20 protein-coding genes and 1 tRNA gene are annotated in these 21,537 nt (G+C 71.0%); 9 read left to right on the top strand and 12 right to left on the bottom strand.

What is annotated here, in order from left to right:
* Window position 1 precedes the first annotated feature (1 nt).
* Complete coding sequence (locus IPK81_23395) at window positions 2-751, bottom strand: alpha/beta hydrolase (protein QQS12388.1); 750 nt, start codon at window positions 749-751, stop codon at window positions 2-4.
* A gap of 166 nt (window positions 752-917) precedes the next feature.
* Here IPK81_23395 and IPK81_23390 point away from each other — a divergent pair, with 166 nt between their 5' ends.
* Together IPK81_23390 and IPK81_23385 are read left to right on the top strand one after the other, a co-directional pair.
* Window positions 918-1,838 carry a patatin-like phospholipase family protein gene (locus tag IPK81_23390; GenBank protein QQS12387.1) on the top strand — a complete coding sequence of 307 codons (921 nt, stop codon included), beginning with the start codon at window positions 918-920 and terminating at the stop codon, window positions 1,836-1,838.
* 80 nt (window positions 1,839-1,918) lie between these two features.
* Window positions 1,919-2,932: a hypothetical protein gene (locus tag IPK81_23385; protein QQS12386.1), complete on the top strand. Its 1,014-nt coding sequence runs from the start codon at window positions 1,919-1,921 to the stop codon at window positions 2,930-2,932.
* A 143-nt stretch (window positions 2,933-3,075) separates the two neighbouring features.
* Here IPK81_23385 and IPK81_23380 read toward each other — a convergent pair whose 3' ends face one another.
* The 3 genes from IPK81_23380 to IPK81_23370 all read right to left on the bottom strand — a co-directional run bounded on the left by IPK81_23380 (window position 3,076) and on the right by IPK81_23370 (window position 6,343).
* Window positions 3,076-4,539 (bottom strand): terminase, encoded by a 1,464-nt coding sequence (locus tag IPK81_23380; GenBank protein QQS12385.1) that lies wholly within the window; start codon window positions 4,537-4,539, stop codon window positions 3,076-3,078.
* 147 nt (window positions 4,540-4,686) lie between these two features.
* Window positions 4,687-5,163 (bottom strand): hypothetical protein, encoded by a 477-nt coding sequence (locus IPK81_23375; GenBank protein QQS12384.1) that lies wholly within the window; start codon window positions 5,161-5,163, stop codon window positions 4,687-4,689.
* A gap of 223 nt (window positions 5,164-5,386) precedes the next feature.
* Window positions 5,387-6,343 (bottom strand): putative DNA-binding domain-containing protein, encoded by a 957-nt coding sequence (locus IPK81_23370; GenBank protein QQS12383.1) that lies wholly within the window; start codon window positions 6,341-6,343, stop codon window positions 5,387-5,389.
* A gap of 271 nt (window positions 6,344-6,614) precedes the next feature.
* On the opposite strand from IPK81_23370, the gene IPK81_23365 reads away from it, so the two are divergent.
* Window positions 6,615-6,971 (top strand): DUF559 domain-containing protein, encoded by a 357-nt coding sequence (locus IPK81_23365; GenBank protein ID QQS12382.1) that lies wholly within the window; start codon window positions 6,615-6,617, stop codon window positions 6,969-6,971.
* Between the two features lie 740 nt (window positions 6,972-7,711).
* Here the strand turns inward: IPK81_23365 and IPK81_23360 are convergent.
* From IPK81_23360 to IPK81_23350, 3 genes are all read right to left on the bottom strand, one after another.
* A complete protein-coding gene (locus IPK81_23360) occupies window positions 7,712-8,677 on the bottom strand; it encodes a DUF692 domain-containing protein (GenBank protein ID QQS12381.1) in 966 nt (321 codons plus the stop codon).
* Between the two features lie 220 nt (window positions 8,678-8,897).
* Window positions 8,898-9,128 (bottom strand): hypothetical protein, encoded by a 231-nt coding sequence (locus IPK81_23355; GenBank protein ID QQS12380.1) that lies wholly within the window; start codon window positions 9,126-9,128, stop codon window positions 8,898-8,900.
* A 137-nt stretch (window positions 9,129-9,265) separates the two neighbouring features.
* Window positions 9,266-9,853 (bottom strand): histidine phosphatase family protein, encoded by a 588-nt coding sequence (locus IPK81_23350; protein ID QQS12379.1) that lies wholly within the window; start codon window positions 9,851-9,853, stop codon window positions 9,266-9,268.
* A 133-nt stretch (window positions 9,854-9,986) separates the two neighbouring features.
* Here IPK81_23350 and IPK81_23345 point away from each other — a divergent pair.
* Window positions 9,987-10,073, top strand: a tRNA-Leu gene (locus IPK81_23345).
* Between the two features lie 28 nt (window positions 10,074-10,101).
* On the opposite strand, the gene IPK81_23340 is transcribed toward IPK81_23345, so the two are convergent.
* Window positions 10,102-11,250 carry an enoyl-CoA hydratase/isomerase family protein gene (locus tag IPK81_23340; protein QQS15239.1) on the bottom strand — a complete coding sequence of 383 codons (1,149 nt, stop codon included), beginning with the start codon at window positions 11,248-11,250 and terminating at the stop codon, window positions 10,102-10,104.
* Window positions 11,251-12,051: 801 nt separating this feature from the next.
* On the opposite strand from IPK81_23340, the gene IPK81_23335 reads away from it, so the two are divergent.
* Together IPK81_23335 and IPK81_23330 are read left to right on the top strand one after the other, a co-directional pair.
* Window positions 12,052-13,053 carry a threonine/serine dehydratase gene (locus IPK81_23335; protein ID QQS12378.1) on the top strand — a complete coding sequence of 334 codons (1,002 nt, stop codon included), beginning with the start codon at window positions 12,052-12,054 and terminating at the stop codon, window positions 13,051-13,053.
* A gap of 4 nt (window positions 13,054-13,057) precedes the next feature.
* Complete coding sequence (locus tag IPK81_23330) at window positions 13,058-14,116, top strand: adenylate/guanylate cyclase domain-containing protein (protein QQS12377.1); 1,059 nt, start codon at window positions 13,058-13,060, stop codon at window positions 14,114-14,116.
* 3 nt (window positions 14,117-14,119) lie between these two features.
* Here IPK81_23330 and IPK81_23325 read toward each other — a convergent pair whose 3' ends face one another.
* From IPK81_23325 to IPK81_23310, 4 genes are all read right to left on the bottom strand, one after another.
* The gene (locus IPK81_23325) at window positions 14,120-15,493 is read right to left on the bottom strand and encodes a hypothetical protein (protein QQS12376.1); all 1,374 of its coding nucleotides are present in this window, start codon (window positions 15,491-15,493) and stop codon (window positions 14,120-14,122) included.
* Between the two features lie 11 nt (window positions 15,494-15,504).
* Complete coding sequence (locus tag IPK81_23320; GenBank protein ID QQS12375.1) at window positions 15,505-16,197, bottom strand: response regulator transcription factor; 693 nt, start codon at window positions 16,195-16,197, stop codon at window positions 15,505-15,507.
* A gap of 101 nt (window positions 16,198-16,298) precedes the next feature.
* A complete protein-coding gene (locus IPK81_23315; protein QQS12374.1) occupies window positions 16,299-17,540 on the bottom strand; it encodes a TIGR03862 family flavoprotein in 1,242 nt (413 codons plus the stop codon).
* Window positions 17,540-18,019: an isoprenylcysteine carboxylmethyltransferase family protein gene (locus tag IPK81_23310; GenBank protein ID QQS12373.1), complete on the bottom strand. Its 480-nt coding sequence runs from the start codon at window positions 18,017-18,019 to the stop codon at window positions 17,540-17,542. The genes IPK81_23315 and IPK81_23310 overlap by 1 nt, the downstream gene beginning before the upstream one ends.
* Before the next feature lie 132 nt (window positions 18,020-18,151).
* Here IPK81_23310 and IPK81_23305 point away from each other — a divergent pair, with 132 nt between their 5' ends.
* From IPK81_23305 to IPK81_23295, 3 genes are read left to right on the top strand one after another with little or no spacing between them, the layout of a single operon-like run.
* A complete protein-coding gene (locus IPK81_23305; GenBank protein QQS12372.1) occupies window positions 18,152-19,120 on the top strand; it encodes an aspartate carbamoyltransferase catalytic subunit in 969 nt (322 codons plus the stop codon).
* Between the two features lies 1 nt (window position 19,121).
* The gene (gene pyrC, locus IPK81_23300; GenBank protein ID QQS12371.1) at window positions 19,122-20,450 is read left to right on the top strand and encodes a dihydroorotase; all 1,329 of its coding nucleotides are present in this window, start codon (window positions 19,122-19,124) and stop codon (window positions 20,448-20,450) included.
* A gap of 10 nt (window positions 20,451-20,460) precedes the next feature.
* Window positions 20,461-21,450 (top strand): NADPH:quinone reductase, encoded by a 990-nt coding sequence (locus IPK81_23295; GenBank protein ID QQS12370.1) that lies wholly within the window; start codon window positions 20,461-20,463, stop codon window positions 21,448-21,450.
* Window positions 21,451-21,537: the final 87 nt, after the last annotated feature.

Here is a 21,537-nt window from a genome sequence, read left to right as displayed (position 1 = left end):
TCTACCCCGGCTCATGCGCCTTGAGGAAGCTGCGCACCTGGCGCACCACCACCGGGATCATCTCCGGCGGCTCCTTCCACGGGTACAGGCTGACCTCCGACCGCGGCGCCAGCCGCACCGTCTCCATCGCCACGGCGAAGGGATGCGGCGGGATGTCGTCGGGCAGCACCAGCACCGGCGTCCGGCAGTTGCGCACGAAGTCCCGCGACACCGTGAACACGAAATCGCCGGTGTCGCGGTACATCCGCTGCAGGAACGCCGCCACCATCTCCATCGTGATGTCGGGCCGGCGCGCGCACAGCGCCGGGCCCCAGTTGGCGATGTTGTTGGCGTAGAACTGGTCCGGCAGCTCGGGCCGGAAGCCGCTGGGCTGCGTCAGCACGGCGGCGACCACGCGGCCGGGCGCGCGCTTGATCAGGTTCCACGTGAACGGACCACCGATGCAGTAGCCCAGTACCATGAACCGGTCGATGCCGAGATGGTCCATCAGCCCGATATGGTCGTCGGTGTGGGCGTCCCACGGCCGCTCGACCTCGAGCGGCCCCGACGACCGCCCGCCATTGGCGTTGCGCAGATCCATGGTGACGCAACGGTAGCGGTCCTTCAGCGCCTCCATCGCGTTGAACGGCGCGCCGCCGCTCAGGAACGCCGTCGTCGCGTTCAACCCGCCGCCGGGGATGACCAGCAGCGGGAAGCCCGATCCCGCCTCCTCGTAGTGGATACGGACGGGGCCGCGTTCGTAGATCGGCATGGCTGGGTCTCCCAAGATGGCTCCGTCGCTGGCGTGTCAATATACCGTCTACTCGCCCCATTGAATAAGGCCCTCGCCGCGCATACTCCCAACCAGAGAAATAAAATCGTAAACTACAACCGTTGACGCATAGCCCCCAGTGGCGGTACATCTTGAAAAATGACGCATGAGGCGCCAGATGCCGTTCCGGATACTGGCTTTGATGGGAGGGGGCGCCAAGGGCGTATTCAGCCTAGGAGTGCTCACAGAGGTGGAGGCCGTTCTCGGCTCGCCGCTGTGTAAGCATTTCGACTTGATAGCCGGTACAAGTACTGGCGCCATAATTGGCTCGCTCCTTAGCTTGGGCTGGAGCGTCAATGACATTGCCGCAAAATATCAAGAACGAATTCCTTGGGTTCTCGGCGCACGTTGGCCCTCAACACGAAGCGCTCGCCTTGCAGAGCTCGCGTCTGATATCTTTGGACACGACCGATTTGACAAATTCCAAACAAAGACCGCGATTGTCACAACAAATCTAACGCACAGCAGACCAACCGTTTTCAAGAGCTATACTTCGGGCGCATGGGCCGGTTCCGCGAGCTTCCAACCAGGTTTTGGGCGGACCATCGGTGAAGTGGTGACCGCATCGTGCTCCGCCTACCCTTACTTCCACCCAGTAGCTCTGAATCTCGCGGGCTCTGAACATGAGCTAATTGACGGTGGATTTTCGGCAAATGATCCTTCGCTGTTTGCATTTCTAGATGCGAATGGCCCTCTTGGCCAGGCGATCGCCGACGTCAAGCTCCTTACGGTGGGCACCGGACGATTCGCGACCAAAGCGCCCCGCGGCTTCTCGCGATGGATAAGATCACATCCAGGTATTCGCGTATTTGAAACAACTCTCCAGACAACCGCGATTACTCAAGAATTTTTTATGAAGGCTACATATCCTCAGTTACAATCGTGTCGTATTCCCTTTAGCTCGACGGATTTTGATATTCACACTGACTTGCTTGAAACCAACAGCAGATTGCTTGATCGAATGTTTGAATGTGGACGGACCGCTTTTCGCGAAAGTGAGGAAGTTTTCTGTCGCGTGATCCTCTAAAACTTCTGGGGTCGACAATGCCTCCTCGCCTCGAACGCCTTCGTTCTCGACGAAACGATCCTACGATCACCAGAAAGGCGATGAGTGAGGCATACGCGTCATTGCAGGAAGACGATAACGTCAAGTATGTCATTGGCGCGATGCAGCCTATTGATTCCGCATATACAGAAAAATCGTATGAAGAGGGTCGCCGAGTATCTTCACATATTCGGAAGTCTCTAGAGGATGCGTCGTGGCACAAGCCTGAATTTACGTTTCAGGGGTCGGTTACGAGCGACACGCACATCAAAGCGCATAGTGACATCGACCTTCTCGTTCTTGAACAGCGATTCATATACCTTCGCAAGCCATTGGAACCACAATCTCCGTATAGTGGCGACGCGCTATCAGACCTCCTCGCGCTTCGCGGCCATTGCTCCGAAGTACTTACAGCTGCATTCCCGAAAGCAATTGTCGACACAGCTCCGGGAAAGGCAATTCATCTATCTGAGGGCTCTCTAACGCGAAATGTGGACGTCGTCGTTGCTGCGTGGCTCAACACTAAGAACTACATTGACACAAACGATATTACTCAGCGGGGCATTTCGATCTTGGATAGCGCAGCTGGCCGCACGATCGACAATTTTCCATTTCTGCACAACTACATGATACACCAGAAGGATTCCGAAGTAGGCGGCAACCTGCGAGCGGTAATTCGTCTGCTAAAAACAATCAAAGCAGACGCCGATCAAGAGATTGCGGTATCCAGCTATGACATTGCTGCTATCGCCTACCGTATTCCTAGTGAAAGACTCGTCGTGCCCTACGGCGGTAGCTTACTACTACTTAGCGTGGCAAAGTCGTGGCTTACGGAATTGGCAAATGACTCCCAGCTTCGCGCTAGCCTCACTGTGCCCAACGAGACGCGCCAAATATTTGGCGCAGGCGCAACCTCCCTCAATGGACTTCTGGCACTCGAAAATGAGGTAGGCAACTTATTTACAGAAATTTCAACCGGGATTGTGCGTAAGCACCGTATTCTGGCCGAGGCTCGGATTTTTGTCCCGGACGTCTTGCCGACGTCGCCATATGACAGGTCGCGACTGGTCTTTTGACGCGCGCGCGGGGCAGTTTGATGGATGACGCTGAGGACCCGAAGAAGGGCCTTCGCGCTTTAGAGGCGCCGACGCTGCGCGCTTAGGCTCGACGGCGCCTTTACCGACGTACTCCTAATGGCGCGTCTGGCTCTGGCGGCTGCCTAGCGCCGATCGCCGGGGAACACCACCCAGCCGCCCTCGGTCCGTGTCTGGCGCGGGAAGAGAAACGGATCCGCCTCCCAGCCGCCGGGTCCCCAGGCGCCGGCGCCGAGGCCGGACACCGGCGCCGCGAAGGTCAGGGCCAGCGCGTCGGCGGCGTCGGGCGAGCCGTCGCCGCGGGCGCGCAGCTCGTCCTTGCCCTCCAGCCGCAGCCGGTTGCGCGGGTCGAAGCCGTAGCCCGGCGTCGCGATCTCGCGCGCCAGCGCCTCGTCGTCGACCGGCAGCGCGCCGCCGGCCACCAGCCAGTCGCGCATCGCGCTCCACATCTCCGCCCGCAGATTGGCGAAGCGCCTGTCGTCGCGCGCCCGGGCGCCGGCGTTGACCTCGACCACCTGGTGGCCGAGCTGGCGCAGCCGGTCGACCACGCCGCCGCCGACGCCGACGCCGTCGACGAACACCCGCACCGGCCGCCATGAATTGATCAGGCCGGAGACCTGCGCCGCCAATTGCATCGTGTCGAGCCGGTGCCAGCGCGTCAGCGCCAGCACGCGGTCGCCCCGGCGCAGCAGCGCCACCGAATGGTCGTCACCGAACCGCGCCACGTCGACGCCCATCAGCAGCGGCCCGGCGCGCGGGTCGAGCGCCGCGCGCTGGCGCGCCTGCGCCACCAGATCGGCCGGCACGAAGCGCTCCGACGAGGCGCGCGGGAACTGGCCGGTGACGCGCATACGCACGAAATCCGAATCGAGCCCGTAATCCTCGATCCAGCGCCCGATCTGCGCCGCGTCGGCGCGCCCGCAATCGCGCGCGTCGACGTGCCGCGTCGTCCAGCGGTGCGCGAAGCGCCCGAAGCACTCCGCGAAGCGGCCGTCGGCCCGCGTCGGGTTGCCGAACACCAGCCACAGCGCGCCGGGCGTCGCCATGGCGCCCTCGGTCACGTCCCAGATCGTGTCGTCGATCGCGCTGGCCTCGTCGTACAGCATCATCACGTGGCGCTCGTGCGTGCCCGCGAAGGCGTCGCCGCGCGCGCGGTTCCACGGCACCGCCTGCGCGAACCACGTGCGCTCCGCGCCGATCAGCGACAGCCGGTCGGCCGTCAGCCGGAACAGGGCGCCGTGCGCCAGCAGCCGCAGCCACTTCGCCAGCTCGCGCCAGGTCTTGCCGCGCAGCTGGTTCTCGGTGCCGGCGGTGACGACGACCTGCGGATCGGCCCGCGTGCTCAGGAACCACAGCGTCAGCCAGGCGCACACCGCCGTCTTGCCGACGCCGTGGCCCGACGCCGTCGCCATGCGCACCGGCGCGCCGCCGCGCAGCGCCGCGCCGATGTCCTCCAGCAACGCCGCCTGCCAGCCCGCCGGCCCGTCCAGCCCCGCCAGCGCCCCCGTCCCCCACGGGAACGAGTCCCGCACGAAGCCCAGCGGGTCATCGCGGTAGCTTTGGCAGGCGGCGAGCCGCGCTTCGGACATGGAGGACGCTCCGGTGTCATCGCCCTCTCCGCCGCGTCGGCGCCGTCTGCGGCGCCTGAGCGGGGGAGAGGGAGTTTGTCGCCGCCAGTGTTCGGGAATCCGCGCGCCGCCCGCGCTTCGACGCAGGGCGGCCACGGCAGGTGCCGTCTACGTCTTCGCCGCGCCACCCGGCTCCCCCAGCGCGGCGCGCAGCCGCTCGGCCCGCGCCACCTCCGATTCGGCCGACCGCGCCGCCCGTCGCGTGCCGGCGATTCCGGCCGGCGTGGCGGCCACGATCTCGCGGGCGCGGCGCAAGGCGACCGCGCCCAGCCGGTCGCGCTCGCGCTGCAGTTCGGCCCGCGCCTCGCCCGCTCGCCGCGCCGTCTCCTGCGCCTCGGCGAAGGCCGCGCCGGCGTACCTGTCCGCCCGCGCCAATACGGATTGCGCATACATATCGGCGAACTCCGCGTAGTCCCTCCGCCAGCGCATGATCGAGCTGGCGCACGGCATCGCCGGATCACGGTCCAACGCGTAGACGGATTCGCCCGCCGCCAGCCGGCGACAGACGGTGACGCCCAGAGCGGTGGTGTAGCGATGGCGCCGTCGGGCGCGTGTGTGCGCGTCGACGCGCTTCGGGTCGGTCAATTCGGGCTCCAAGGATCGCGACGCCGCATCGGTGGCGGCAGGGTTCAATATATATTCTTATACTGTATTTTATGAGACCCGTCAACGTCTCGACGATCCGGCCGCTCATCCAACCTCTCCCCGATGGGAGAGAGGAGGAAGAATCTGATGAGGAACAATCTCTTGTTCCTCTCCCCCAACGCGGGAGAGGCTAGGTGAGGGGTCGCCGGCTACGGCCGCATCATCAATCGTCGAAACCGGTACCCGTGATGAGCCCCGAATCGACCCACACCCGCAGCAGGCCGGCGGCGCGCTGCGCGGCCCAGCCGGCGGCTTCGTCCTCGGCGGATTCGGAACCGCCCTCCCCGCCGCCACCGTCTTCCAACGGCCGGTCGTCGTCCGGACGAGACGCCGTCGCCGTCTCGACGGGACCGCCTACCCCGCCTTCGGAGACGCCGTGCCCGTCCAACGCCGGCGCGAACGCCGCCAGCCCGTCGCATAGCGCCGCGAAATCCGCGCCGTCGCGCGCCGCGTCGAGCGCCCAGGCCTCGTCGGCGGCCATGGAGCGGTACTGGGTCTCGGCATCGGCGGTGGCGCGCCACACCAGCCAGTCGACCGCCACCGGCGCGCCGTCCTCGCCTGGCGGGTTGGCCGGCACGTCGAGATCGCCCGGCGCGACCGCCTCGCGCCGCGCCCAGGCCCGCGGCGCCTCGTGGCGCAGGGTCAGGCGGCGCAGTGACGGCGCGAAGCCCAGCCGCAGCGTCTCCCAAGCCTCCGCCGGCAGGGCGGCGAGATCGTCGAACGTCAACGGCGTCGAGTCGGCGGCGTCGAACGCCTCGCCCAGCGCCCATTCGAAGCGCGCCATGTCGGCGGCGGCCGGGCTGCCGTCGAACGGCGGCGTGGCGGCGAGGAAATCCGCGAGGTGGCGGCCGAACCAGCGCACCGATGGATCGGTCGAGGGCCGCGCCGCGATGTAGGCGCGCGCCAGCACGTCGAAATCCGCCGGCCCGGCCATCGCCAGCACGCCGGGATAGTCGGTGGTCAACGCCTCGATCAGCCGCAGCGCGTAGCCGTCGCGGTAGACCGCCAGCAGCAGGTCGCGGTCCGCCTTCGCCGTGTCGAGCACGCGCCCGCGCAGTTCCGGCGCGCCCTCGAGCATCCAGCCGCGGAACTCCTGTTGCAGGCGGCGGAGCGCGGTCATCGCAGCCGAGCGCCCTTCGCGCGCGCGTGTCTTACCCCCTCTCCCCACGCGGGCGGGGAGTGGGTCGGGGTGAGGGGCTCCGCGAGCACGGAGCGCCCTGCCACGCGCCTTACTCCCTCTCCCCGCGCAGGCGGGGAGAGGGTCGGGGTGAGGGGCTTCACGCGTACCGGGCGCCCTCCGTGCGCGCGTCTTGCCCCCTCTCCCCGCGCAGGCGGGAGAGGGCCGGGGTGAGGGGCTTCCCGGCCTCGGCACTCGGTTGTATATCTATTCCATGACACGACCATGGAGAGCCGCGCACACCGGACGGGCCCGCGCGTTGCGGCGCGACGGGACGCCGGCCGAACGCGCGCTCTGGCTGATGCTGCGCGACCGCGGGATCGAGAACGCCAAGTTCCGCCGCCAGGCGGCGGCCGGCGCCTACATCGCGGACTTCCTGTGCGTCGAGCATCGGCTGGTCGTCGAGCTCGACGGCGGACACCACGCCGATTCCGTGGCCTACGATGCGCGCCGGACGGCGTGGTTCCGCGCCAACAGCTACCGCGTGCTGCGGCTGTGGAACACCGACGTGCTGCCCGACCCTTCGCCCGCGGCGGAGCTGATCGCCGCCGCGCTGCGCGGCGAGGCCTGACACGGCCGCGGCGGGCGGCGCACAAAGCCCCTCACCCCGGCCCTCTCCCCGCCTGCGCGGGGAGAGGGAGGAAGAACGCCCCGGCCCGCTCGCGCCACGCGCAGCGGAGAGGAAGGAAAAGCGCCCCGGCCCGCTCCCACCGCGTGTGGCGGAGAGGGAGGAAGAACGCCCCGGCCCGCTCGCGCCACGCGCAGCGGAGAGGGTCGGGGTGAGGAGCTTCAGGCGTACCGGGTGCCCTCCGCGCGCGTGTCTTACCCCCTCTCCCCGCGCAGGCGGGGAGAGGGTCGGGGTGAGGGGCTTCACGAGCACAGAGCGCCCTGCCGCGCGCCTTACCCCCTCTCCCCGCGCAGGCGGGGAGAGGGCCGGGGTGAGGGGCTTCACGACCACCGGGCGCCCTGCCGCGCGCCTTACCCCCTCTCCCCGCGCAGGCGGGGAGAGGGCCGGGGTGAGGGGCTTCACGACCACCGGGCGCCCTGCCGCGCCCCTTCCTCCCCGCGCAGGCGGGGAGAGGGCCGGGGTGAGGGGCTTCACGACCACCGGGCGCCCTGCCGCGCGCCTTACCCCCTCTCCCCGCGCAGGCGGGGAGAGGGCCGGGGTGAGGGGCTTCACGACCACCGGGCGCCCTGCCGCGCGCCTTACCCCCACTCCGCGCCGACGCGAGGAGAGAGAGGAAGAGCCTCTCGGCCCGCTCGCGCCACATGCGGCGGCGAGGGAGGAAGTGCGCGCGTTGAACATGGTGGTCACGCCGCCACCGCCCGGCGCGCCAGCGCCTTGGCGGCGACCGCGCGCGCGATGTCGAGCTCGGCCAGCAGGTCGGCGTAGGGCGGGATGTCGTCGTCGCGCTCGATCATGGTCGGCACCATGCCGAAGCGCTCGATGGCGGCGCCGTAGAGCGACCAGACGTCGTCGATCACGGCGCGGTCGTGGGTGTCGATGATATGCGTGCCGAGATTCAGATGCCCGGCGAGATGGATCTGGCGCACGCGCGCCGCCGGCATGGCGGCGAGATAGGCCAGCGGATCGAACTCGTGGTTGAAGGCGCTGACGTGGATGTTGTTGACGTCGAGCAGGATGTCGCAATCGGCGCGGCACGCGATCTCGGCGAGGAAGTCGTGCTCGGCGAGCTGCGATTCGGCGTAGCGCACGTAGCTGCTGACGTTCTCCAGCAGGATGCGGCGCTTCAGACGGTCCTGCGTGCGCGCGACGCGGTCCGCGACATGCGCCAGCGCCTCCTCGGTGTAGGGCAGCGGCAGCAGGTCGTGCAGATTCACGCCGGCGTGGCCGGTGAAGCAGAGATGGTCGGAGATCCAGGCGGGCTGGGCGCGCTCGGCGAGCGCGGCGAGGCGGTCGAGGTAGTCCGCGTCGAGCGGGTCGACGGCGCCGATCGACAGCGACACGCCGTGCAGCGCGACGGGATAGTCGGCGCGGACGCGGTCGAGGTTGGCCAGCGGTCTGCCGCCGGCGACCATGTAGTTCTCGCTGAGCGCCTCGAACCAGTCGACCGCGCCGGGATGGTCGGCGATCTCCGCGTAGTGCTGGTGCCGCAGCCCCAGCCCGAAGCCCGACAACGGCGCGGACGCGGTCGCGTCGCGCGACCCGCCGGCGGATGCCACGGCGGGCGGAACGGCGAGCGTCGCCTCGCGCGGCACCACGGCGGGCGGGACGGCGCGGGGCGCCTCACGCGGCACCGCGGCGGGCGCGGCCATCGGGGGCGATGCGGCGGAAGCGGTGGTCATCGCGGCCAATCTAGCGCGCCCGGGTCCGAGCCGGAACGGACGGCGTCGCGCTGGAGCGGACGACGCCGCGCTGGAGCGGACGGCGCCGCGCTGGAGCGGACGGCGGCGGCGCGGGAGAGAGGATCGCGCCGCCGCCGCCGCGCCCGGAAGGCGGTCCGGCCGGGGCCGGCCGCGCGTCCCGGAGGGGAGGCTAGAGGACCTTGCCGCCCTTGCCGGTGCACTCCGCCGCCGTCGAGGCGGACGTCCAGCCCTGGCCCTTGCAGGCGTTCATGCCCTTGCAGGCCGAGGTCGCGGTCTTGCAGGCGCTGGTGCCCTTGCAGGAATTGACGCCGCTGCACTTCACCCCGCTCTGCGCCTCCGCGACTCCGACCATCGTGCCGGCGGCAAACAGCGCGGCGGCGACCAAAGAGGTCTTCTTCATGATGCGACTCCCTGAGTGGTTGGCTGCGACCTGGCGGATCATCCGTCGATCGCCTCCCGACAATGACCGCGCGTGGCGCTCACTGTGAAGTCACAGGTCGGAGAGAGCGCGCGCACGCGCCATCACGTCCGCGCGATCTACCGTGCGTGCACCCCGGTGGCATCGACGTAGCCCGCGATGTCGAACTCCTTGGTCTGCCGAGGCCGGATGATCGCGCCGCGTCCCTCGGCGAGCCCGATTCCGGTCAGCGACTTGAACGGCGGCGCGTGGCCGACGAGCAGCGTGACGCGCCCGCCGGGCTCGCGGTTCGACAGCAGGATGCGCAGCCGCTCGACACCCGCCGTCTGCTGATTCGGAGTCTGCGTGACGTGGTACAGCAGATCCTCGGTCTGCTCCGCGACGCGCGTCGCCACGAGCTGCGCGGTGTCGCGGCAGCGGCAGAACGGGCTGCTCCACACACGGCTGTAGCGCGTGCCGAGCTTGCGCAGATGCTCGCCGGTGGCCTCGGCCTGCGCCTTGCCGGCCGGCGTCAGATTGCGCTGCCACAGGCAGTCGCGAAAATCGCCCAGCGTCGGCTCGGGCGACGCGAACGTCTCGGCGTGGCGCATGTAGATGACGTAGCCGCCGTGGCGCAGATCCTCGGCGATGCCGCGGGCGCGGACGGCGGACGCCGGCAGCAGCAGCGGCGCGGCGAGCGGGATCGCGAGGACGGAGCGGCGGCGCATGGTTGATCTCCCGACGGGGCGACGCGAAGCGCATAGCGCGCCGCGGCCCCGTGCGCAAAGCCGTGTTGACGCGGACGTCAGGCGTCGCTTGTACCGGCCCCCCGCGGATCGCTAGGGTGCCCGGCCGGTCGGCGCCCGCTTGGTGGAACTGGTAGACACACGGGACTTAAAATCCCGAGGCCGCGAGGCCGTGCCGGTTCGAGTCCGGCAGCGGGCACCACCGGCGCGCGGCGGGCGCGGCGGCGGCGTCACATCCGCCGGTTCGCCGCGTTCCAGTGGCGCTCGAGGTTGGCGATCAGGGCCGGGCTGAAATGGCACAGCGCCTGCTCGCGGGCGTAGACGGCGGCGTAGCGCCGGAACAGGTCGAGCGGCTCCTCCGAGACGCGGAAAGCGACGCGGTTCGACCGCGCGCTGACGATGCCCGAGCCGGTGAGGCCGGCGACCACGTCGTCGACGGCGGCGTCGGTCGCCTCGGGCGCCACCACGCGGTCGATGATCTGCCGGCCGGTGTCGCTGTCGCAGGGGATGCCGCGCTCGTACATGATGGCCTGGCGCGCGACGCGGTCGGCCACGAAGCGCCACAGCCGCAGATTCGCCATGCCGGGGATGATGCCCTCCTTGCGCGCCGGCAGGGTCATGTAGGCGTCGGCGCCGGCGACGTTGTAGTCCATCGCCAGCAGGGCCTGGCAGCCGCCGCCGATCGCGAAGGTGTCGACCTGCGCGATCCACAGCTTCTCGCGCGTGTCGCCCGTCACCTCGTCCGGTCCGATGTGCTCGTACGCCAGCCCGCGCATCACCTTGTTCACCCAGCCGAGGTCGCGCCGGACGTACCAGAGGTACGGGATCAGGCCGTTGTAGATGTGCGTGAGGTTGATGCCCGCCTGGAAGATGCGGCGGCCCTTGTACTTGGGATGCTCGACGAAGCCGCCGCGCATGACGCAGATCTGCGTCCGCGGGTCGAGCAGCGCCAGGTCGACCGCGATCTCCAGCGGATCGAGCACGACGTCGTCCTCGGCGTTGAGGTAGCGCGGGTTCTTCAGCGTCACGACGCTGGCGTCACCGCGACGCTCGACCTCGGCGTGGCCGAGATCGACGCGGCCCGTCCTCGCCAGCTCGTCGAGACGCGCCGCCGACTCCGCGCGCGGTAGCAACATCGAGTGGCAGAGATGCAGGCCGCTATCGGCGCGCGCCAGCACGGCGTGGCAGAAAATCCCCTGGTCGATCTCCACGCCGTCCTTGTCGGCGTGCTTGCCGGTCGAGTCGCGGGCGATGCGATCGGCGGTCGGCACAAGGCCCGGAAAACGCGCGGCGGCGTCGATCAGCAGCGCCTCGACGCGGACGAAGCGCCGCCGCGAATCTGTCAGCGCGTCGTAGACCTCGCCGGCATGGGCGGCCATGAAGCGCCGGCGCGTCTCGCGGCCGGCCTCGAGCAGCCGCGCGGCGGCCGCGCCGTGCGCGGAGCCGCGACGGGCCTTGGGCGGCAGCTCCGACAGCAGCGCGTCGCCGAGCTGCCAGTAGCGGCCATAGGTGTCGCGGTCGACCGCCAGCGCGCCGGCCGCCGCCGGGCGCGCGGCGATCCACGCCTGGGTGCGCGTGGCGTCGAGCCCGGCCGCCAGCAGCGCGCGCTTGTCCTCGGCGAGATGGGCGAGGTCGGTGGCGGTGAGGCTCATCGTCGAGGGCTCCGCGTGTTCGCTGTCGTGGCGCGGCCGTTGGAGGTCCGCGCGACGGCATGTCACCCGCCCGCGGCACCCCCGGTCAAGCGCCGCGTGACGGTCGGGGCGGCGAGAGACGGCGCCGAAGTCGCAAATCCTCGATGCCGTCATCCGGGTCCGACCACACGCACGATAGCGGTGCCGTCATCCTGAACGGAGCGCCGCAGGCGCGCAGTCGAAGGATCTTGTCCGCCCGCGCGCCGCGGAAAGATCCTTCGACTACGGCGCTACGCGCCTCCGCTCAGGATGACGGGAGAGACGTGTTGCGACGGTGCCGGAGAACGTGCCCACGTCGATCCCTCGCCTTGCTCACAGCGACTCCGGACGACGGAAGGGACGTGGCGCAACGTCGACGGAGCTCTTGCCCGCGTCGGTCCCTCGCCTTGTCGAGGGCGACTCTGGAGGACAGGAGAGGCGCGCCGTCGTGATTCCGCCGGCTTGGTCGGGCTGCTAGGGTGCGGCGCCCACCACAGCGCCGGACGACAGATGACCGCCACCCCGCTCCCGCCGCCCAGCTACGTCGACATCGAGGCCGCCGCCCAGCGGCTGGCGGGGATCGCGCTGCGCACGCCGCTGCTGGAGAATCCACGCGTCAACGCCAGCCTCGGCGGCCGCCTGCTGATCAAGGCCGAGCCGTTGCAGCGCACCGGCTCGTTCAAGTTCCGCGGCGCCTACAACTTCATCGCCCAGATGACGCCGGAGGCGCGCGCCCGCGGCGTGGTGGCGTGGTCGTCGGGCAACCACGCGCAGGGTGTCGCCGAGGCGGCGCGGCTGCTGGGCGTGTCGGCCAAGATCGTGATGCCCTCCGACGCGCCGGCGGTGAAGGTCGCCAACACGCGCGCCAGCGGCGCCGAGGTGATCGCCTACGACCGGATCAAGGACGACCGCGAGGCGATCGCGCGCGATCTCGCCACGCGCGAGGGCCGCACGCCGATGCCGCCCTACGACCATCCCTGGATCATCGCCGGGCAAGGCACGGCCGGGCTGGAGGCGTTCGACCAGGCGCGCGAGCTCGGCCTGACGCTCGACGCCATCATCGCGCCGTGCAGCGGCGGCGGGTTGTCGACAGGCATCGCCACGGCGGTGCGCGCCCTCAACCCGCCGACGGAATGCTTCGCGGCCGAGCCGGCGGGCTTCGACGATCTGGCGCGCTCGTTGGCCGCCGGCGCGATCCGGCGCAACGACAAGCTGGTCGGCTCGTTCTGCGACGCGCTGCTGGCGCCGCAACCCGGCGACATCACCTTCGCGCTGGCGCGCACGCATCTGACCGGCAGCCTGGTGGCCGACGACCACGAGGTCGCGCGGGCGATGGAGCTGGCGTTCCGCGAGTACAAGCTGGTGGTCGAGCCGGGCGGCGCGGTCGGCCTCGCCGCCGTCCTCACGGGGCGCCTACCCGTGAAGGGCCGCGTGGTCTGCGTGGTGGCGTCGGGCGGCAACGTCGACGGCGCGGTGTTCCGCGCGGCGCTGGCCACGGCCGGCGCGGGCTGACGCGGTGGCCGCCGCCGACGCGCTCGATCTGGCCGACCGGGCGCGGCGGCGCGCGGAGTGGCGCCAGATCGCCATCATCGCCGCGATCGGATGCGTCGGCGGCATCGTGTTCGGCGCGGCGATCGCCAAACCGCCCGCGACGCCGGTCAGCTCGGCGCTCCAGGGCGTCGTCAACTCGCTCGCGGTCTCCGTGCCGATCATGTGGGTGGAGCTCGACGGCCGCCACGGCGGCGCGATGTCGAGACTGCGGCGCCTGCCCTTCGTCCTCTACCTCCTCGCGAAGTCGCTGGTCTATCTCGCGATCATCGCCGCCGGCACCCAGGCGACGCGGCTGGCGTTCAACGTCATCCATCCGCAGCCGCTCGGCTTCGACCGCGCCTTCGTCGACATCCTGATCTTCGCCGGGATCTTCTCGATCGCCGCGAACCTCGTCATCGAGGTCGGCACGCTGGTCGGATTCCGCACGCTCGGACGGCTGATCACCGGCCGCTACATGCGCCCCCGCGTCGAGGACCGAATCTTCGTGCTGGTGGACATGGTGGATTCGACCGGCGCCGCCGAGCGGCTAGGCGATCTCGCCTTCCACCGCCTTCTGGCGGCGTTCTTCGAGGATGTCGCGACCACGGCGCTGGAGGCCGGCGCGGAAGTCCATAAATTCGTCGGCGACGAGGCCATCCTGACCTGGCCGATGGAACCGCCGGCCAACGCCGGCCGCGCCCTGCTCTATCCGTTCCTGCTGCGCCGGCGGCTCGCGCGGCGGGCCGCCGTCTACCGCGACCGGTTCGGCGTCGCGCCCGCGTTCCGCGCGGCGGCGCATTCGGGGCCGGTGGTCGCCGGCGAGATGGGGTTGGGCAAGCGCGAGATCGCGTTCCTCGGCGACACGCTGAACACCGCCAGCCGGCTGCTGGCCGCCTGCCGCGAGACCGGCGCCGACACGCTGGCGTCGCGCGCGTTGGTCGACCGCGGACCGCCGCCGGCGGGCGTCGTGGCCGACGCCGTGCCGCCGCTGGCGCTGCGCGGCAAGGACCGTCCGCTGGACGTGGCGGCGCTGCGGTTGGCCTGAGGCCTACGCGAGGCGCGGCAGCTCGACGCGCACGAGCGCGCCGCCGAGCGGGCTGCGTTCGATGCCGATCGAGCCGCCGTGGCGCTTGGCGATCTCCGCGACGATCGCGAGGCCGAGGCCGGCGCCGCCCTGCGAACCGCCCTCGCGGCGGCGCCAGAACCGCTCGAACACGTGCGGTCGGTCGGCCGCCGCGATGCCGGGCCCGGCGTCGTGGACCTCGACGCGCGCGTCCTCGGCGACCACAACCTCGACGGTGGAATCGACCGGCGCGAAACGCATCGCGTTCTCGACGAGATTGCGGATGGCGGCGCCGAGCATGTCGGGATCGCCGCGCACGCGCACCGGCCGGTCGTGCGCGGTCAGCGACAGCTGGCGGCCGCGGGCCACCGCCAATGGCGCCAGGCGCGCGACGACGTCGCTGGCCACGGATCCGAGATCGACCTCGACGCGCTCCATCGGCAGCCGCGAGTCGAGCCGCGACACCGCGAGCAGCTGGTCGACCACGCGCGCCATGCGGTCGACGTCGCCCCGGATGTCGGCGGCCACCGACTCGTCCATGCCGTCGAGGCGCGCGCGCAGCACCGACAGCGGCGTGCGCAGCTCGTGCGCAGCCTCGGCGGTGAAGCGGCGCTGCTCGGAGAAGCCGATGTCGAGGCGGTCGAGCGCGCGGTTGATGGCGTCGACCAGCGGGCGGACCTCGGCCGGCACCTCGGTCGAGATGCGTGCGCCGGTGGAATCGACGCCGATGACGTTGGCCTGCTCCGCCGCCTTGGCCACCGGCTCGAGCTCGCGCCCGAGCGTCCACAGCCCGAGCGCGATCGCCAGCACGGCGATCGGTCCGACGACGGGCAGCACCTGCGTCAGGATGGCGGTCGCGATCCACCGGAACGGAAAATCGTCCGACGGCTCGTCCCGGGCGATCGCGACCCGCAGCGGACCGGCCGCCGTCGCCTTGGTCGCCATCAGGAGCTGGACGCGCTGGTCGACCGGCGTATCCACCGGATCGATCAGGAGGTAGGCCCAGCGCCACTCGATGGCCGGCGACAACGGCAGCGTCGCGGCGAAGCCCGGCGGCGACTCGTGCACGGTGCGGCGCGTGCCGGGATCGTGCACGAAGACGCGCACGCCGGTGGTCGCCTCCAGCCGCGCCCGCTTCGCCGCCCCCAGCCGCAGGTCGACGGTCCCGTCCGCCGCCCGCGTGGCGCCGCCGACGACGAGGTCGGCGAGCTCCTCGAGCTGGTCGTCCGCCAGCGCCTCGCGGTGGTCCCACGACGACCACACGAAGAATCCGGACAGCGCCACCACGGTGGCGCCGAACAACAGCGCGAAGTTGCGCAGCAGACGCTTGCGGATCGACCGGCCGGTGCCGTCGGCCACGACCCGGCCTCTCAGGCGCCGGCGGCCGGCGGCTTGTCCGCCGTCAGCATGTATCCGACGCCGCGCACGGTGTGGATGGTCACCGACGCCCCCGCCGCGAGCAGCCGCTTGCGCAGCCGCGAGACGCTGGCCTCCATGGCGTTGGCGTCGACGTCGTCGTCGAAGCCGTAGAGGCCGTTCTCGATCAGCGGCCGGGTCACGACCTGGCCGGAACGCCGGATCAGCAGCTCGAGCAGGGCCAGCTCGCGACGCGGCAGCGGCAGCGCCTCCTCGCCCACGTGCACCGCGCTGCTGGAGGCGTCGAACTCGAGGTTGCCGAGCGTCAGGCGCAGGCCCAGCGCGCCGTTCGGCCGGCGCAGCAGCGCGCGGATGCGCGCCACCAGCTCGGCCTGGGCGTAGGGCTTGCCGAGGTAGTCGTCGGCGCCGAGGTTGAGGCCGTGGATGCGCTGGTCGATGGCGTCGCGCGCCGTGACGGCGATCACCGGCGTCGAGTCGCCGCTCCGCCGCAACTCGGCGAGCAGATCGAGGCCGTCGCCGTCGGGCAGCGTCAGATCGAGCAGGATCACGTCGTAGCGGGCGGCGGAGAGCGCGGCGCGCGCCTCGTCGAGAGTGCGCACGATGTCGACCGCGAAGCCCTCGCGGGCGAGGTTGGCGCGCACCAGCCGCGCCAGCTCGGCTTCGTCCTCGACCAGCAAAAGACGCATATCAGGATCTCTCGGAAGACGCCCGCGACAGCGTATCATACCCCTAGCTGACGCCATGCTTACGGGCGATTCCTGCCGCGGTGTCCACCGCCCTCGCGGCGTCAGCCCGGCGCGGCGGGCGCGGGCAGCCCCAGCCGGGCCGCGACGCCGCGGGCGGCCGCCAGCCCGGTCGCGAAGCAGGCCTGCAGCAGGTAGCCGCCGGTCGGCGCCTCCCAGTCGAGCATCTCGCCGGCCACGAACACGCCGGGCAGCGCCTTCAACATGAACGCCTCGTCGATCGCGTCCCAACGCACGCCGCCCGCCGAGGAGATCGCGCGCGCGATCGGCCGGGGCGCGTCGAGGCGCAGCGGCAGGTCCTTGACCAGCGCCGCCAGCGCGGCCGGCGCCAGCGTCTCGATCCGCGCGCCGGCCGCCGCCTCGCGCAGCAGGCCGATCTGCGCCGGCGCCAGCCCGGCCGCCTTCTGGAGGTGCGTGGACAGCGAGCGGCGCGCGCGGCCGCCGGCAAGCGCCGATTCCAGCGCGCCGACATCGACGTCGGGCCGCAGGTCGATGCGCAGCGTGGCGTGGCCGTGCGCCGCGATCGCGTCGCGCAGCGGGCCGGAGAGCGCGTAGACGGCGCCGCCTTCCAGCCCGTGCGTCGTGACGACCGCCTCGCCGCGCACGGCGCGTCCGGCGAACGACAGCGCAATGCGCTTGAGCGGCGCGCCCGCGAAGCGCTCCCGGAACACGCTCGACCACCCGATGTCGAAGCCGCAATTGGCCGGCGCCAGATCCGCCACGTCGACGCCACGGGCGGCCAGAAGGCCGGTCCACGCGCCATCGGCGCCGAGCCGCGGCCACGACGCGCCGCCCAGCGCCAGCAGCGTCGCATCGGCGGTGACGCTCTCGACCGCCCCGCCGGGCCCGCCGAAGGTCAGCGCGCCGTCGGCGCCCCAGCCGGTCCAGCGCCGCCGCGTGTGGATCGTGACGCCGCGCGCGGCCAGCCGCGCCAGCCACGCCCGCAGCAACGGCGAGGCCTTGAGCGCGCGCGGAAACACGCGACCGCTGGAGCCCACGAAGGTCGGCTGGTCCAGGCCCTCGCACCAGCGGATCAGCGCCGCCGGCGGAAACGCCGCGATGGCCGGCGCCAGCCGGTCGCGCGCCGCGTCGTAGCGGCCGAGGAACGCCTCGACCGGCTCGCCGTGGGTCAGGTTCAGCCCGCCGCGCCCCGCCATCAGGAATTTGCGCCCGACCGACGGCATGGCGTCGAACACGGTCACGGCGGCGCCCGCGCCCGCTAGCGCCTCGGCGGCGATCAACCCGGCGGGTCCGCCGCCGACGACGGCGACGCGACGGGCGGCCATCAGATCCAGCGCCGGACGCGGGCGCGGTAGCCGCGGTAGCCGTCGCCGAAGCGCCGTTCGAGATAGGCCTCCTCGCGGGCCACGACGCCGTAGCGCAGGATCAGCAGGGTCGGCGCCAGCAGAATCAAAAGCCAGGCGTTGTTGTCCGAGACCGCCACGCCGAGATGGATCATCGTCAGCCCGACATAGATGGGATTGCGCGAATAGCGGTACAGGCCGCTGGAGACGATCGCCGAGGTCGGGCTTGACGTCGGCACCGACGTGCCGGCGCGGCGGAACCGGCGCGCGCAATCGACCACCGCCGCCACGCCACAGAAAACCAGCGCCGCGGCCATCCACTGCCGCGCCGCCCACGACACGGCGCCGAAGATGTCGAGCGGCACGATCCAGCGGTCGGCCACCAGCCCCAGCGCCATCGCGCCCAGGAACAAGTATGGCGGCCGCACGATCACGCCGCTCGTCGTCGTCCCGTCCGTCAACCCAGGCTCCCCCGCCGATGGCGCGTCCCCCGCCGCGTTCCGCACCGCGGCGGCGCCCGGCCGCCAGGAATCCACATGCCCCGGCCGTGCGGCGCTTGCAACCGCCGACGCGTTGCCTATGGTGCGCCTTTAATGGCAATTCACCCCCCGATTCCCGGGATGCCGAGGGACCTCCTCGGAATCGCCGGACTGTCGGCCGAGACGATCTCGGCCCTTCTCGATCTTTCCGAGACCTACATCGACACCAGCCGGTCGCTCATGAAGAAGCGCGACCTGCTGAACGGCCGCACCGTGATCAACCTGTTCTTCGAGAACAGCACGCGCACGCGCACCTCGTTCGAGGTCGCGGCCAAGCGCCTCGGCGCCGACGTCGTGAACATGGAGGTCGCGGCCTCCTCGGTGAAGAAGGGCGAGACCCTGCTCGACACCGCGATGACGCTCAACGCCATGCTGCCCGACGCGCTGGTCGTGCGGCACCAGGATTCCGGCGCCGTCAACCTGCTGGCGCAGAAGGTCAACTGCGCCGTGGTGAGCGGCGGCGACGGCCAGCACGAGCATCCCACGCAGGCGCTGCTCGACGCGCTCACGATCCGCCGCCGCAAGGGCCGGCTGGCCGGCCTGACGGTGGCGATCTGCGGCGACATCCTGCACAGCCGCGTGGCGCGCTCGAACATCCACCTGCTCAACGTGATGGGCGCGCACGTCCGCGTGGTCGGGCCGATCACGCTGATGCCGACGGAGATCGAGAAGCTCGGCGTCGAGGTCCACCACAACATGCGCGCCGGGCTGAAGGACGTCGACATCGTCATGATGCTGCGGCTGCAGACCGAGCGCATGAACGGCGCCTTCGTGCCGTCGGTCAGCGAGTATTTCCGCTTCTTCGGGCTCGACACCGAGAAGCTCAAGGCGGCCAAGCCGGACGCGCTCATCATGCATCCCGGCCCGATGAACCGCGGCGTCGAGATCGACTCGGCGGTGGCCGACGACCTGCAGCGCAGCGTCATCCACGAGCAGGTCGAGATGGGCGTCGCGGTGCGCATGGCCTGCCTCGACGCCCTGATCGGCGAACGCCGCAACGCGCCGGACAAGGCGGAGCGCTGACATGGCCAACGGCACCGGCGCGCCCGTCGCCTACCTCAACGCGCGACTGATCGATCCCGTCGCCGGCACCGACGGACCCGGCAGCCTGCTGGTCGGCGGCGACGGCCGCATCGCCGACTACGGCGCGAACCTCTTCTCCAGCGGCGCGCCCTACGGCATCGCCAGCGTCGATTGCGGAGGCATGTGCCTGGCGCCGGGGATCGTCGACCTGCGCGTGCACACCGGCGAGCCCGGCGGCGAGCACAAGGAGACGCTCGAGACCGCGGCGCAGGCGGCGGCGGCCGGCGGCGTCACCTCGATGTGCGTGCTGCCCGACACCGAGCCGCCGTTCGACGACGCCTCGCTGATCGAGTTCGTGCACCGCCGCGGCCGCCAGGTGAAGCTGACCAAGATCTACGCCTACGGCGCGCTGACGCTGGGCCTCGGCGGCAAGCAGCTCGCCGAGATCGGACTGCTGCAGGAGGCCGGCGCGGTGGCGTTCACCGATTCGGACCGCCCCATCGCCAACGCCCAGACGATGCGCCGCGCGCTCTACTACGCGCGCACCTTCGACGCGCTGGTGGTGCATCTGCCGCAGGAGCCGGCGCTGTCCGGCGGCGACATGAACAGCGGCGAGCTGGCGACCCGGCTCGGGCTCGGCGGCAACCATCCGCTGGCCGAGGCGATCATGCTGGAGCGCGACATGCGGCTGGTCGAGATGACCGGCGCGCGCTACCACGCCAGCAAGATCTCGACCGCCGAGGGCGTCGACATCATGCGCCGCGCCAAGGCCCGCGGCCTGCGCGTGAGCTGCGACACCGCCCCGCACTATTTCGCGCTCAACGAGACGGCGGTCGGCGAGTACCGCACCTTCGCCAAGGTGGTGCCGCCGTTGCGCGCCGAGCGCGACCGCGTCGCCGTCGTCGCCGGGCTGAAGGACGGCACCATCGACTGCATCGTGTCGGACCACCGCCCGCAGGACGTCGAGAGCAAGCGCGTGCCCTTCGCGCTGGCGCTGCCCGGCGTGGTCGGGCTGGAGACGCTGCTGCCGGTGTCGCTCGACCTCCACCACAACGGCCACATGACGCTGCCGGAGATCTGGCGGCGTCTGGCGAGCGCGCCGGCGTCGCTGTTCAAGTTGCCAGGCGGGCGGTTCGAGAAGGGCGCGCCGGCCGATCTGGTGCTGTTCGATCCCGACGCGGCGTGGGTGGTCGATCCCGAGAAATTCCAGAGCAAGACCGGCAACACCGCCTTCGACAAACGCCCGACCCAGGGTCGCGTGCTGATGACGGTGGTCGACGGCCGCCCGATCCACCGCGACCCCGACCGCGCGCCCGTCGTGCCGGCGTAGCGGGCCGCGGATGCGCGCGGTCTGGTTCGAGCGGCAGGGGCCGGCGTCGGAGGTGCTGCGGATCGGCGAGCGGCCGACGCCGCGCGCGGCCGCCGGCGAGGTACGGGTGCGGCTGCACGCGTCCGGCGTCAATCCCGCCGACACCAACCGGCGCGCCGGCCGCGGCTACGTCATGGAAGGACCGGCGGTCATCCCCGACAGCGACGGCGCGGGGATCGTCGACGAGGTCGGCGCCGGCGTCGATCCGGCATGGCTCGGCAAGCGGGTGTGGCTCTACAACGGCCAGCGCGGCGGCCGCGTCGACGGCACCGCCGCCGAATGGATCGCGCTAGACGCCGGCTTGGTGGCGCCGCTCGCGGACGGCACGAGCTTCGCCGAGGGGGCCTGCCTCGGCATCCCCTGCATGACGGCGCATCGCTGCGTGCATCTGCGCGCCGATCTCGCCGGCGCGGCCGTCCTGGTCACCGGCGGCGCCGGCGCGGTCGGCCACTACGCCGTGCAATGGGCGAAGCGGGCCGGCGCTCGGGTGGCGACGACCGTGAGTTCGCCGGACAAGGCGGCGCACGCCGCCACCGCGTCGCCCGACCTGGTGATCGACTACCGCCGCGAGGACGTCGCGGGGCGTCTGCGCGACTTCGCCGGGCCCGGCGGCGTCGACCACGTCGTGGACGTCGATTTCGGTGGCAACCTCGCGACCAGCCTCGCGGCGATCGCGGTCAACGGATCGATCGCGTACTACGCCACGAAGGGCGCGCCCACGCCCGCGCTGCCGGCGGCCGATCTGATGCGCCGCAACGTCTCGATCCACGCCGTGCTGCTGAACAACGCGCCGCTCGCCGCCCGTCGACGGGCGCAGGCCGACATCGCCGCGGCGTTGGCCGATCGCGGTTTGCGCCACGCCGTCTCGGCGGTGTTCCCGCTGGCGCGGACGGCGGACGCGCACGACGCCGTCGAGGCCTGCACCAAGCGGGGCACCGTGGTGGTCGACTGCCGCGCGTGAGCGGCGCGATGCCTCGCCACCGCGATGTTCGGGCCACACTTTCGCCACGCGCCGGGGTATGCTGAGGCTCCCTGAAATGAACTAGAG

Source organism: Rhodospirillales bacterium, assembly GCA_016699855.1.
In the GTDB taxonomy this organism is placed as follows: domain Bacteria; phylum Pseudomonadota; class Alphaproteobacteria; order Reyranellales; family Reyranellaceae.
Note: the sequence above shows the minus strand (reverse complement) of the source record. Positions and strands in the feature narration are given on the sequence as shown.